Origin of the sequence: Bacillus sp. FSL L8-0199 (genome assembly GCF_038005705.1) — a bacterium.
Taxonomy (GTDB): domain Bacteria; phylum Bacillota; class Bacilli; order Bacillales; family Bacillaceae_G; genus Bacillus_A; species Bacillus_A cereus.
The window spans coordinates 1,923,426-1,936,788 of sequence record NZ_JBBOTS010000001.1 but is presented as its reverse complement, the minus strand read 5'-3'; the positions used below and the strand labels follow the sequence as shown (position 1 = coordinate 1,936,788).

Genomic DNA, 13,363 nt, shown 5'->3' with positions numbered 1-13,363 from the left:
TTGAGAAACCTGTCACTAATCTACCATTTAGGTTCCAAAATATGCATTACTCTCGCTGACATCGTATATGTAATGATTATTACAACTCATATTTATATAGCAACTAAATCAGCTACTATTACTGCTCTTTTTCCATTATTACAAGTTATCACAAATCTAATTGCTAACATCTCTGCACCACTTATAATAAATCGTTTTCCATCTTATACGTTGTTATATACGCTCCAATGGCTGAAAACAGTCTTTTTACTATTATTAATGATTTTGTTCCCGTTCTTCTCAGCAAACATTATGGCTCTATTAACTTTTATTTTTTTCATTTCATTATGTAGTGGGTGGAGTGCTCCGTTATTATACGGTATTCTCCCACGCCTTACACTGAAAGAAAAATTAGTAAAAGTAAATAGTATCTTTTCCTTTTCAACACAAATTGTGCAAGCCGCTGCTTATTCATTTACGAGTATTGTCGTTCTTCTCATTGGCGCTACTTCTACACTCATGATTAATAACATTTTGATGATTTTCGGATGCATTGCATTACATTTTTCATTACGTTCCATACATACTGAAAGAATAGCAGATTCTCCCTCTTCCAAAAGTACTGTTTTATTGGAAGGTTGGAAACTCCTATTTCAAAATCCTTCTCTCCGTACCGTTACATATATGGACTTAATTGAAACTTTCGCAGGGACAATATGGATTGGTGCTATTACGATGGCATACGTTACGACTATCCTTCATAAAGGCGAAGAATGGTGGGGATATATTAATACAAGTTATTATGTTGGCACGTTAATCGGTGGTCTATTAGCATGGAAAATGAGTTCCTATATTCAAAACAATTTAATACGATCTATGTCGATTAGCTCTCTTATATTTAGCATTCTTACATTTTTATATGGTATGACGAGCAGCGGATTTATTGCGCTTTTTCTATGTGTTCTAATGGGACCATGTTATCAAATTAGAGATATTTCCCAAACGACTGTTTTACAATCAAGTGTCGCCCCTGCTTTATTATCCAAAATGTATACAGCACATGGCGCACTTCTTTCAACAGCCTCTGGACTATCTATGCTTAGCATTGGCATTATTACTGATATGTTCGGTGTTCGTACAATTTATATCATCGCTTCTATTCTTATTTTATGTTCCGCTTGTTTATCTTTTAGTTTATTAAAATATCATAAGACAGAGCAGAACGATATTTCACTTTAAGCACTAAAACAAAGAGGACAGGGATTCCTGTCCTCTTTGTTTATTCTATTCATGATAAGTTGGGGATTTTTCTATGCTTTGTCGCTTGTTCAAAAGCATAAGCTAGCTTAATTAATATCCCTTTAAAGAAATTCACTTTCCTTATTTAAACACCTTTAATTTCCCGAAAAATAAAAATAGTCTGAAACGGATTGAACTTCGCTTCAGACTCTTACATTACTGTGCGTATACTTCATCTAACAAATGTAAAAACTCACCTTGTTTCCCAGCTAATTCAGGGCATTTTGCAATATCAACCCATTCGTAGCAAAATACTAATCCTTTATCTTCCTCACCAGCACTTACAATATGTTCCCAAGTATCCTTTACATCTGTTAGTAAAGTTACATGAAAAAAGTGGCGTTTTTCATATTCCTGTTTTTCTTTCATATGTATGATGTAATCTGCTAAAAAACGTTCTATGCATAAATGACGCAATCCGGATTCTTCCTGTACTTCACGCAATATAGCCGCTTCTAACGTTTCACCTTCATCAACCGTTCCTCCTGGCACTTGAATACCAGCTTCATGTATATCACGATGTTTAAAAACAAGTAATTGCATAACCCCCTCTTTTTCTCTTGTAATATATGCATGTACTTTTTTCTTATATAACATCGTCATTATACGTCTCTCCCCTCAATCATTTACTCTGTTACTTCTTCAAGCGTCAGTTGATTATCATACAAATATGTAGCTTGTGGATTTCCCACATACCTTACGTGCCATGGTTCATACCGATAACCCGTAATCGTTTCTTTCGCTTTTGTGTATCGAACAACAAAACCAAATTTATGGGCATTTTCAGAAAGCCACTGACCTTCTTTCGTTTCCCCAAAAACCGTCTCTAACTGAAATTCAGCAGATTGAGACGTAATATCCATAGCTAGTCCAGTTTGATGCTCACTTGTGCCAGGAACCGCGCTAGACATTGCTGTTTTTGCTTCCCCGTCTTGTTTTTTATACATCGTATTTAATGCTTTTTGTCGATCAAAAGATCTAAATCCAGAAACTGCAAAAAGAAAAATACGCTCTTTGTCAGCCTGCTGAAACATATCCTCAAGCGCCCTCGCTGCTTCTTTTCTCATCTTTTTCTTTTCTTGATCACCTTCACTAGAGTAGCGCACTTTCGGAATAACTAAATCTGGCGGTCTATACCCATCTGGTAAACGCCTACTTTTATTTACAAGTACAAGCATTGAATTCGGATTATTAATTACGGCAATATCCCCATCCATATTAGCAATCGTTTCTTTCGCTTTCGGAAATACGCTATTTACACTTACTTCCTGCGCCTGCTTATCCTTATACATTTTATAATTGATTCCTGCTACTCCAACAATAATTATTGCAGCTACGATACCGAGTAGTGCCCATCTTTTTTTCATATAACGACCTCTTATTTTAATAATTTGGCCATTTCATACTCATCGATGTCCTTTCCATCGATAATAAGAGCAGCTTTTTTGACACCTTCTTTCTCAAATCCAGCTTTTTTATATAGTGCCTGAGCTCTTGTATTGTGGGCCATTACTGTTAATTCTAAACGCCATACATCATGTAATTTTGCCCACTTCTCAACCTCTTTAAACAATCTAGTCCCAATACCTCGCCCGTTATACTCTTGCAAAATACCAATTACAATGCTTGCCACATGCTTCTTTCTTTGAATGTTATTTCCATTCACTAATATAAAACCTACTATTCTCTCATCTTCAACTGCTACAAATATTGTTGCATATTCATTTTCTATAAATCGATGGATCATTTTTTCTTGTTGCTCAGCTGTAGTTTTCCTTTCTCCTGGTTCATATAACATAAACTTCGTTTCTTCATCTAATTGCTTACTTAATCGCAAAAATGATGCTGCATCTTCTATTTCGATTTCCCTAATCACTTCAATCACCCTACCAGTTTCATAATAAAAAGTTTTCCTTATAAAAAGATTTTCTCTACTTTCCCGAAAATTCCTTTGTAAATCTCCTACTATAAATTGACAAATTTCGATATTACTATAACAACGACAAATTATGTCTATTCTGTGACGTCTCATCATTACAAAGAAAAAACGCAAGCATTACACTTACGTTTTTTCAAAAATACTGTGAACTCATCCTCATCAGGTGAGGTCTCTCACCAATTTAAAATTCACTTTATCCATTCACTTTTTCTGCCTGCCAAAAATATTCACCAAATGCTTTAGCAAGTGCATCAATTGATCGATTCAATTCTTCCTCTGTATTATCTACACCGCCAACTTCTATTAATATCGCTTGTCCTGATAGGTCTTGATTATAGATTCCATTTCCTGTCTGGAACCCTTTTTGAATGACCCCACGGCTCACTCCTGGATATTTATTATTAATCGCCTCATGTAAAGCTGTCGCTAATTGTAAGTTTTTTTCATAGTTTTTATTTCCTTTCCCTACTACAAATGCAAGCTTTGCATATGATTTATCTCCAATTGTTTTTGTCGTTACATTCTTTCGGGCACTATCACGATGCAAATCAAAAAAGTATTGAAGATCTTTATTTCCAGCCATAGCTTGCTGCACAATTTCTCGTGACATTTTATACGAACTATTACTGTTTAAACCTTTACTTATTAACTTTTGACCAACATCACTCTTATCGTTAGTAGCTCCAATCCCTTCACCTTCTAGTTGTTCACGGAAACGATCTCCTAATATAGAAATATTCGATACAGAACTCGTTGCTTTATTCGGATTCGGGTCATTCGTTAAGTTAAGTAAAGGTAAATAAGATTCCCAGCTATGTGTATGATAAATAAACGCAACTTGTCTCTTCCCAGTCGTTTGGGACGGCTGTTTTTTCTCTTTACTCGTATCTTGTTTAGGTACTTGTCCAGTTCCACTAGTCCGTTCCTTCACCACTTCTTCAAGAGGAACACTCGACTCTATCGGTAAGTTAGAATAATTTGTACCCTCACCCGCAATAACAATTTCTGTATCGTACTTACCAAACCCCGGGAGCTCTTTCCCGACGAAACTGCGTACATCATTAAAGCGAATATTTGTAGCCATAGAAAAGAGAAAAGAAGAAATTGAAAAATCTTGATTCAAATTTCGATACTCCTGTGTAAAATAATGATTCTCTTTTCCAAGTACATACATGTAACCATTCATCGATAACTCATTTAACCAATTATATAAATACGTTGACTTTGTCTCTTTCATAGAGGTTACCATCATACTAATAAGAAAAAAAGTCGCTAGCATTGTAGTAATAACAAATAAAACTAACTTACGCATACTTGTAAACTTCATAAAAAAAAGCCCCGATTCATACTATCACCTCTCTATTTCAAGTTATGTACAAGCCCTAGAGAATAGACCGTTAAAATTTCGGCTATATTGTTAATGAGGTGAAATGAATTGAAGCTATTAATAGGAATATTACCAATCGCTCTATCATTCATTTTTTATTTGTCCGCTAAGCAACCAAAAATCTCTATTGTGCTACATATTTCTGCGTACTTGGCACTGTATGTACTCGGTATAATTATTTCCATTAATATATACGATGTTTTAATACAAGATTTAGTTTTCATGACGAGCATTCATGGAATTTTACTGAATCCATTTTTCCTTATTGCAGGAGCGTATATAGGAACATACACTTTGTACCTACTTTTGTCTCACATTATTATGAAAATAAAAAATGGAGCGTAATGAAATGCAACCACCATTTATCTGTCATACATGCAAAAAAAGAATTATGAAAAAGAAAGATCTTATTACAGCCACATGGTACTTCCGCTTTTATTTATTTCACAGTGATTGTTTTAAACGACAGCAAGTGTTCATCTCACGATTTCTCCCTGTGAATACACTTTTCAATTCCTTTCTTATTATATATGGACTTATTTTTGGCAGTATTCTTATGATTACAGAACCATCTATTATTTGGCTGACTTTCTTTTTTCCCATTTTTTATCGGTTTCTTTCTTATTATTATGTTGAACGTTTTTTCTCTACATAACGCGCAGACTGACCTCTCGGAATACTTAAACATTCCCACTCATTTTCTTTTAACATCTTCCCAATGTATATAATCTGACCAATATGCAATGCATAATGAGCAATTTGCCTTTCAATTGCTTGCATGACAGTATGTGCTTCACCGCGAATGTATACCGTCTTCAATAAGTGTTCCGGCGTTAAAGTATTCATCGTATTAAAAACATATTTCCATCCTTCTTGCCAAGCTATAAGGGTTTCTTCTTTTGAGTGATAGCATCCTTCAAATTCACCATCTCGATTACGATCTGTTTTTTCACCATCAGACGTTAAAAAATCCGTCCATCTAGAACGCATATTACCGTGAAGATGCTTAATAATAATCGCTATACTATTCGTTTCTTCATGAGAAGACCATTGTATTTGTTCATATGATAATTGAGAAAGTGCCCGCTCCCCTTGTTTCTTTGTTGCTTTAAAGTTCGAAATCGCACATTGCAAATATTCTCGTCCGATATCCATATTAGCCCCTACCTTCACCCTAGCTAATTTTTGTTCCATTTGGCAATTCCATATTAGGCTGAAGTAACACAACATCACCAGCTTCAGGAACACCACCAAGCACAAGTACTTCTGATTTGAATCCAGCTACACGCTTTGGTGGAAAGTTTACAACAGCAACGATTTGTTGACCGATTAAATCTTCTGGACTATACCTTTTCGTAATTTGAGCACTTGACTGCTTTATCCCGATTTCTCCAAAATCTATTGCTAGTTTAATCGCTGGTACTCTCGCTTCTTTAAATTCCTCTGCATGTATTACAGTTCCAATTCTCAAATCCAAATTTAAAAAATCTTCAAAATTAGCCATTTATCATTCCCCCCCAATTATTACTTAGACAAAATACAAAAATCCCCTTCAAAAAAAGAAAGGTGCCTAAGCACCTTTCTTTTGTAATTCACTTGATTCATTTGATTTATAGAAGAAGAAACCGAGAATCCCGCCAATACATGATGGAATTAACCATCCGATTCCTTCGTTATATAACGGTAACATTTGTAGTACATTAGAAATCGCGTCAATTTTAATTTTCGCACTTTCTAAACCGTTAAAGAAACTAATTAACAATGCACCTAAAATAGCTCCAATATAAATTGTATTACGCTTCCCAATCCACTTATGGAAATACGAAAGTACAATTAATACAATTGCAACTGGATAAATGATCATTAACACAGGTAATGTTACTGCGATTAATTGTGTTAAACCTAGGTTAGATACAATTAAACTAAATACACATACCATTGTTACAATCGTTTTATGCGAAAGTTTTGGGAATAAGTTTGTAAAGAAACCCGCACACGCAGATGTTAACCCAACAGAAGTTGTTAAACAAGCGAGTATAATAACAAGCCCTAATAAAATTTTACCACTCGTCCCATATAGCTCATTTACAACATTCGTTAAAATAAGACCACCGTTTTCTGAGATACCAAGTGATGTGCTTGTTGAACCAAGATAAGCAAGCGATAAATAAATTAACGTTAAACCAAGTACAGCGATAATACCTGATACTACTGTTATTTTTGCAATTTGACTACTCTCTTTTATCCCTTTAGAGCGGATAACTTGTACAACGACAATTCCGAATACGAGCGCGCTAATTGCATCCATCGTTAAATATCCTTGAATAAATCCACCAAAGAAAGCATTTTCTTTGTAAGCAGCTAACGGCGCAGCTGGCTCTCCAATTGGATCAATAATTGCCTTTCCGACAATAACAGCGACAATTAATACTAATAATGGTGTAAGAAACTTTCCGAACCAATCCACTAATTTAGATGGATTTAATGATAAATACCACGTTATTCCGAAGAAAACTATCGTGAAAAGAAATAGCATGTACCACTCTGAAACCATTGCCTCTGATAAAAACGGCTTCATACCCATTTCAAACGAAACAGCTCCAGTACGAGGAATCGCGAAAAATGGTCCAATTGCTAAATAACTAATCAATGGGAAAATAAACGCAAATATAGGGTGGACTCTAGAAGATAGCGCTTTCAAGTCCCCCTCTACAAACGCGACAGCTGTTACAGCTAGTAGGGGTAATCCGACTCCCGTTACAAGGAATCCTATTGTAGCAATCCAAACATTCTCTCCTGCTTGTTGACCTAAAACTGGCGGAAAAATTAAATTTCCTGCTCCTAAAAATAATGCAAATAGCATTAAACCAATTGCTACCGTATCACCTGGCCTTAAACGTCCCTTCATGCTCTTCATTTGCATAGCACTTTTTCATTGTTTATCTCTATATTTTACAATATGCTATGCATCCTCCTCTCTGCTCAAGATGATAAAATATGCCCCTTACAAAGCAGTGTCTTTCTCCATAATTTCTCCATTCCCCTTATTTTTACTCTAATCATTAATATAATTATTATTTTAATTTTTGATTTTTTTGAATTTTTAAATCATTAGAGTGTTATTACGTGGAGTATAGTTGTCAGACCTCTTTGTTTTTATCACACATATAGTAACATATTTAGTTGCAAAATAAAAACATATTTTCAAATTGATTTTTTTGAAAATCGAAATTATCTACATTTTTTATTCTCTTACACAAATATTGTTATAATCTCACCTATTATTCAATCGTTATTTTCAAATAACTTTATACCCGTAACATACAAAAGCCATCTAATATAATTTAGATGGCTTTTGTATGTTACTCTATCGTTTCAACTTCACGTGGATTTTTCATCTCTTCCACATACACAACTCTAAATCCGTGATCTTCTAAATCTTTCAATAATGTCTCTAATTCACCGTCGTTAAACTCTTCTCCTAATGTAAACATAATTCTACGAACTAATAAGGCATCATTATCAAAAGTCATCAAACTTTGAATACCAGTGTATTTCTTTAAAACTGTCGATAACTTTTGGATTGCTCCATTATAGTCTTGCGTTCCAATCATGACAGAGTATTTACTAGAGTGAACACCCCATGCATCCTCTAATAACTCAAAAACTTTTTTATGCGTTAAAATTCCAAGGAAAACCCCTTTTTCGTCAACTACTGATAAATAAGGCAATTTTTTTATTGTAAAAAATACTTTAAAGAAAGATGAATCTTCTCTCACAAATCCTTCTTTATCGTTTAATAATTGTATTACACTCTCATCAAGTGATCCTTTATATTCTAAAATATCTACTTTATATATATTCCCTAAAAATTTCTCTTTTTTTTCATCTAAAACTGGTACACAACGATACCCCGTTTTATTTAAATGCTCTAACGCTTCCCCTATCGTAATCGAACTTGAGCACAGTAAAACTTCCCTTTTCGGTACGTAATTCCCTTTAATCCTCATAAATAGCCTCCTTATGTTAAAATACTTTCTGTGCCATAACTATATTATATTTTCAGAAAAAAATAAATAATTTATTTTATTTTTCTGAAAATTATTCATTTTCTTGTCATAATTTATTCATGAATCCTTCACTTGCATATTTTTGCTATCAAATCTTCTCTCTGAATTACTGAATGAAAAATATATTGTAACTTCTTTCAAAAAAAGCTAAAATAAGAATAAGAATTTTCTGAATATTCTAAGAGTAGGTGGTTATATGTCCTTATTACGCTCACATATATGTAAATTTATAATTGGTATTATTGTTATTTTTGCCATAAGTCCTATTCCAGCTCTTTTTATTACACACAATTATTCTTATCAAAATGGATTTATTAGCATTTTTCAAAACTTCGCACAGCTTTCTTCTATATCAATTCCAAAGGTTGATTGGATGCATGAATCTATCTTTTTCTCAGCAAACCAAATGATACATACTTCTAATCATTCAACACCATTATTCCCTTACATATGGGAAATATATTTTATATCGATTGTTCGTTTTACTTTTACCCTTGCGATCGGATTTTTCATAAGTTTGGGTATCGGCCATTTATTTTTCAAAGTACCTAACTCGTTTAAAAAGTTTACTACTGTATTGAAATGGATACCTTACTCTTTTTGCACTGTAGTATTACAATGTTCAGTCTTATTACTACTTCTATACATCGCACAATTTATAAACCTTCCTTACTACTCATCATTTATCATCGTATGTAGTACTTCCATGATTATCGTTATGCAAGCAGTAAAAAAATGGATTCCTTTCTTAAAAAACACAAATGAATATGAAATAAAACATGATTCTTTTCTTGTGGATACATTGTTTTTGGCGCTTACTTCGAATCATAAATCAATTTTAGGTTCCATTATTCTTTCATTCGTTTTTATGGAATGCGTTTTTCATGCAAATGGACTGTTACAATTTATCGTTCAATTTGGCGGAAATTCACCCATAATTGTTACAATCGGCTTATTACTACTCTATATCCCATATAGCATACTTTCTTTCCTTCAAACACTATGGACCACAAACTACTCCAAGCAACAGTCATACACTTTAACGAGAAGTGTTCCAAAACCTTAATTTAAAATAACCCTCTATAATCTAAAAGTAGGGGGTTATTCCTTTTGTATAGCGGACAAAATAACAGCAAATTCAAAAACTATTACAGAAACATACCAATATTTACCCTTTTCCTTTGACTATTCTTTTCATTTGGATTTATTATAAAAGTATAACATAATTGCAGGAGGTGACATCTTTATTCCAAACCTTGGAATGGAGAACACGCTTGGACATATTAAATATTTTTCTCATCTTTGTACTTATTCTTATTTCTGGCTTTTTCGTTGCATCAGAATTCGCTGTTGTAAAAGTACGAAAAAGTCGAATTGACCAACTTGCAAATGAAGGTAATAAACAAGCTTTAGCTGCAAGAAGCGTCCTATCTAATTTAGATGTTTATTTATCAGCTTGTCAGCTCGGAATTACAATCACTTCTTTAGGGCTTGGTTGGCTTGGTGAACCAACTGTGGAGCATATACTACGACCGCTCTTTGAAAAAATTAATATTACTGGAACAATGGCTAACACTTTATCTTTTGTTATTGCTTTTAGTGTTATTACATTTTTCCACGTTGTATTAGGTGAATTAGTTCCAAAGTCTTTCGCAATTCAAAAAGCAGAAGCGATCACACTCAAATTTGCAAGACCGCTTATTTTATTTGATAAAATTATGTACCCATTCATTTGGCTACTCAATAGTACAGCTATATTTTTCACAAAATTACTCGGATTAGAACCTGCGAAAGAAAGTGAACTTGCTCATTCTGAAGAGGAATTGCGACTCATTTTAGGTGAAAGTTTTAAAAGCGGTGAAATAAACCAAACCGAATATAAATATGTAAATAACATTTTTGAATTTGATGATCGAGTTGCAAAAGAAATTATGGTTCCTCGTACCGAAATGATTTGCTTATCTACTGAAAATACGTTAGAAGAAAATATGGATATCGTCGCTACTGAAAAATATACACGCTATCCAATTATCGAAAAAGATAAAGATGATATCATTGGGATGATCAATACGAAAGAAGTATTCCATGATCAAACGAAAGGTATTTATAAACCACTTGAATCTTATATACATCCTGTTCTAACTGTATTTGAAACAGTTCCAATTCGTAAAACATTAGTCCACCTTCAAAAAAATCGCGTTCAGATGGCAATCGTTATGGATGAATATGGTGGTACTGCTGGACTTTTAACGATGGAAGATATTCTTGAAGAAATCATTGGAGAAATTCAAGATGAATTCGATGCGGATGAATCACCTATGATTGAAAAGCGTACACCTAAGCTTACTGTTTTAGATGGAAAGGTGCTTATTTCTGAAGTAAATGATATGTTTGGCCTACATATTGATGATAGTGATTTAGATACAATCGGAGGATGGCTTCTTTCTCAAGCAGTTGACTTAAATATTGAAGCTGGCTACTCCATTGAATATGCTGGTTTTCAATTTAAAGTATTAGAACTTGATGGACATCAAGTCAAAAAAGTTGCTGTACATAAACTAGATATTAAAAAGGAGCTATAAAGTGACTGTTTTATTAACAATTTGTATCATTGCCTGTTTCATTGTTTCATTTCTCGCCTTCATTTATCCAATTATCCCTGGCATACTAGCTGTCTGGGCTGGATATTTGATTTACCATTTCGGTATAAATGGAGGCGAATTAACAACTTCTTTTTGGATTATTCAAGTCATTTTCACTCTTTTCATTTTCGTTGCTGATTTTATTGCAAATGGATATTTCTTAAAAAAATACGGTAGTTCTAAATGGGGCGAACGTGTCGGAATGATTTCTATCATTGTCGGATCGTTCTTCTTCCCGCCATTCGGACTTATTATCATACCGTTCTTATCAGTATTTATAACAGAACTAGTGCATAAAAAAGCGCCAAAAGATGCCTTTCTAGTTGGAGTCGCTACTGTAGTTGGTTTTTTAAGCAGTACAGTAGCGAAAGCAATTCTCCAAATCATTATGATTATCATCTTCTTGTGTTATATCATCTTTTAACCATCCCGACTTCGGGATGGTTTTTTAATATGCAATACCTACTCGACTATTTTCATATATGTTTTTCTTACATAGATCCCATGCAAAGTGTGCTGTATCACCCACTGTAATTTTTGATCCACCCTCTGGCAATATATCTTTTTCAGTTCGATATACCTCTGTCGCCTCACCATCTATTAAATGTGTCGGACAAACAACTGTCCAACATAAATTATTACTATTACTTAGTACTTTATATGCAGCCAAATGATCTTCCGCTGCCGTTGTCGTTTTCCTTTTTGATTCCGTTGATTGAAAACGATATAAATTTAGATTTGTTCTTGCTTGTAAAATACCAGCTGTTCCTATTGTTATGATTCTACGAACCCCTTCTTCTTCCATTTGCTTAATGATTTGTGGCATACTCTTCCCTAATGTTCCATTTTGATCCGTTCCAAGTGCACTAATTACTATATCGCTTCCTTCTATCACTTTCTTTATATCATTTTCGTTCAATACATTACCTTCTATCACTCGTAGCCTTTCATGTTGTATTTCTATTCTATTTAAATCACGCGCTAATGCATTCACTTCAGCTGAATCCTTTAATGCTAAATTAATTATGTTTGAACCTACTCGTCCTGTTGCTCCCAATATACATACTTTCATTTGTTTTCCCCCTCTTTCATTCTCTTTCTATTTTTCAATAATCTCAATAAATTTACAACAAAAAAGCTTCCTCATATATGAGAGGAAGCTTTATTATTACTTTATTTCTTTTCTTTAGAATCAGTAGACTTCTCGGTTCCGCTTGTTTCTTTATCCTTTTTATCCTCTTGTTGTGTTGTTGTGTCGTCTTCTTTCTTCTTGTCCTCACCTTTACTACAACCTACCATTAATAAAGAACTTGCAAGTGCCATAGCAGTTAATGATTTAACCCATTTATTCATTTGCGTTTCCTCCTTGTGATAGAATATGTACAACCTCATATTACTCTCTATTTTTAAAGGAGAGATTGAAAAACAGTAAATATACGGTAAATTTTTGTAAATTTTCTGATAACAAAACCTGATTTTATTTCATTTCCAATCGATACACAATAAAACTAGTTTTTTCTCTCAATGGACGTAAAAAAACTAAGGCGCATACCATTTCGCCTTAGTTTCTCATGCAAACTTTTCATTTTCATATAGATGTGTAATCTTATATTCCTTCTTCATAACATATTGCCACACACTATAAGCGTAACGGTTCATTTTCAGGAAACAATTTTCCAAAAATGAGCGAAACTCTGGATTAGCAACTTCCACTGCAACTTGAGCAAACTTTAAAGCTAATCGTTTCAAGTGCGCAATATAACTGATTGCAATATGAATATCCCCTGTATATTTACTAACTGTTTCCTTTTCCATTTCATGCAAATCAAACTCCGTTGTTTCACAGGTTATATGCTGCACATTCTCTCCTTCTTGAAAATTTACTTGTTCATTATATGCTTGTAACATATATGGTAAATGGTGCTGTAATAGATTTTTTAATTCTTCGTCTCTGACCTTTCCAGCATACTCTCCAACCTTGTATATTAGCATATAACTATATCTCATTAATTCTTTCATACAGTCCATTAAAGCGCCTCCCTTCTCT

17 protein-coding genes are annotated in these 13,363 nt (G+C 33.8%); 6 read left to right on the top strand and 11 right to left on the bottom strand.

Going from position 1 to position 13,363, the window contains the following annotated elements:
• On the top strand, positions 1-1,218 hold the full coding sequence (locus NST86_RS10100) for an MFS transporter (RefSeq protein ID WP_227593121.1): 1,218 nt from the start codon (positions 1-3) through the stop codon (positions 1,216-1,218).
• 216 nt (positions 1,219-1,434) lie between these two features.
• Here NST86_RS10100 and NST86_RS10095 read toward each other — a convergent pair whose 3' ends face one another.
• The 4 genes from NST86_RS10095 to spoIIP all read right to left on the bottom strand — a co-directional run bounded on the left by NST86_RS10095 (position 1,435) and on the right by spoIIP (position 4,544).
• Positions 1,435-1,881, bottom strand: a complete 447-nt coding sequence (locus NST86_RS10095) for an NUDIX hydrolase (protein ID WP_000178285.1) — start codon at positions 1,879-1,881, stop codon at positions 1,435-1,437.
• Positions 1,882-1,904: 23 nt separating this feature from the next.
• On the bottom strand, positions 1,905-2,645 hold the full coding sequence (locus NST86_RS10090; RefSeq protein WP_227593122.1) for a M15 family metallopeptidase: 741 nt from the start codon (positions 2,643-2,645) through the stop codon (positions 1,905-1,907).
• A gap of 11 nt (positions 2,646-2,656) precedes the next feature.
• Complete coding sequence (locus tag NST86_RS10085; protein WP_016117654.1) at positions 2,657-3,154, bottom strand: GNAT family N-acetyltransferase; 498 nt, start codon at positions 3,152-3,154, stop codon at positions 2,657-2,659.
• A 256-nt stretch (positions 3,155-3,410) separates the two neighbouring features.
• Positions 3,411-4,544: a stage II sporulation protein P gene (gene spoIIP / locus NST86_RS10080; protein ID WP_340933629.1), complete on the bottom strand. Its 1,134-nt coding sequence runs from the start codon at positions 4,542-4,544 to the stop codon at positions 3,411-3,413.
• A 108-nt stretch (positions 4,545-4,652) separates the two neighbouring features.
• Between spoIIP and NST86_RS10075 the strand changes: the two genes are divergently transcribed.
• Together NST86_RS10075 and NST86_RS10070 are read left to right on the top strand one after the other, a co-directional pair.
• A complete protein-coding gene (locus NST86_RS10075) occupies positions 4,653-4,949 on the top strand; it encodes a hypothetical protein (protein ID WP_000770736.1) in 297 nt (98 codons plus the stop codon).
• A gap of 4 nt (positions 4,950-4,953) precedes the next feature.
• Positions 4,954-5,259, top strand: a complete 306-nt coding sequence (locus NST86_RS10070) for a hypothetical protein (protein ID WP_033682818.1) — start codon at positions 4,954-4,956, stop codon at positions 5,257-5,259.
• Here NST86_RS10070 and NST86_RS10065 read toward each other — a convergent pair.
• The 4 genes from NST86_RS10065 to cbpA form a co-directional block, all read right to left on the bottom strand.
• Positions 5,232-5,798, bottom strand: a complete 567-nt coding sequence (locus tag NST86_RS10065) for a DUF1572 domain-containing protein (protein WP_000435828.1) — start codon at positions 5,796-5,798, stop codon at positions 5,232-5,234. The two genes, NST86_RS10070 and NST86_RS10065, sit on opposite strands and share 28 nt — an antisense overlap.
• Positions 5,779-6,108: a chaperone CsaA gene (csaA, locus tag NST86_RS10060; RefSeq protein ID WP_001263017.1), complete on the bottom strand. Its 330-nt coding sequence runs from the start codon at positions 6,106-6,108 to the stop codon at positions 5,779-5,781. Before csaA ends, NST86_RS10065 begins: the two co-directional genes overlap by 20 nt.
• A 66-nt stretch (positions 6,109-6,174) precedes the next feature.
• Positions 6,175-7,512 (bottom strand): branched-chain amino acid transport system II carrier protein BrnQ4, encoded by a 1,338-nt coding sequence (brnQ4, locus tag NST86_RS10055; RefSeq protein ID WP_011110049.1) that lies wholly within the window; start codon positions 7,510-7,512, stop codon positions 6,175-6,177.
• Positions 7,513-7,966: 454 nt separating this feature from the next.
• Positions 7,967-8,614 carry a cyclic di-AMP binding protein CbpA gene (cbpA, locus tag NST86_RS10050; RefSeq protein WP_001220526.1) on the bottom strand — a complete coding sequence of 216 codons (648 nt, stop codon included), beginning with the start codon at positions 8,612-8,614 and terminating at the stop codon, positions 7,967-7,969.
• Between the two features lie 256 nt (positions 8,615-8,870).
• Here cbpA and NST86_RS10045 point away from each other — a divergent pair, with 256 nt between their 5' ends.
• The 3 genes from NST86_RS10045 (at position 8,871) to NST86_RS10035 (ending at position 11,740) form a co-directional block, all read left to right on the top strand.
• A complete protein-coding gene (locus tag NST86_RS10045; protein WP_000055260.1) occupies positions 8,871-9,740 on the top strand; it encodes a hypothetical protein in 870 nt (289 codons plus the stop codon).
• Positions 9,741-9,948: 208 nt separating this feature from the next.
• Positions 9,949-11,256 (top strand): hemolysin family protein, encoded by a 1,308-nt coding sequence (locus NST86_RS10040; RefSeq protein WP_000353738.1) that lies wholly within the window; start codon positions 9,949-9,951, stop codon positions 11,254-11,256.
• Position 11,257: 1 nt separating this feature from the next.
• The gene (locus NST86_RS10035) at positions 11,258-11,740 is read left to right on the top strand and encodes a DUF456 domain-containing protein (RefSeq protein ID WP_000217334.1); all 483 of its coding nucleotides are present in this window, start codon (positions 11,258-11,260) and stop codon (positions 11,738-11,740) included.
• A gap of 24 nt (positions 11,741-11,764) precedes the next feature.
• Here NST86_RS10035 and NST86_RS10030 read toward each other — a convergent pair whose 3' ends face one another.
• From NST86_RS10030 to NST86_RS10020, 3 genes are all read right to left on the bottom strand, one after another.
• Positions 11,765-12,388: an NAD(P)-dependent oxidoreductase gene (locus tag NST86_RS10030; RefSeq protein WP_000861639.1), complete on the bottom strand. Its 624-nt coding sequence runs from the start codon at positions 12,386-12,388 to the stop codon at positions 11,765-11,767.
• Between the two features lie 101 nt (positions 12,389-12,489).
• Positions 12,490-12,669: a hypothetical protein gene (locus NST86_RS10025; protein ID WP_001045960.1), complete on the bottom strand. Its 180-nt coding sequence runs from the start codon at positions 12,667-12,669 to the stop codon at positions 12,490-12,492.
• A gap of 216 nt (positions 12,670-12,885) precedes the next feature.
• The gene (locus NST86_RS10020) at positions 12,886-13,344 is read right to left on the bottom strand and encodes a spore coat protein (RefSeq protein WP_000340540.1); all 459 of its coding nucleotides are present in this window, start codon (positions 13,342-13,344) and stop codon (positions 12,886-12,888) included.
• Positions 13,345-13,363: the final 19 nt, after the last annotated feature.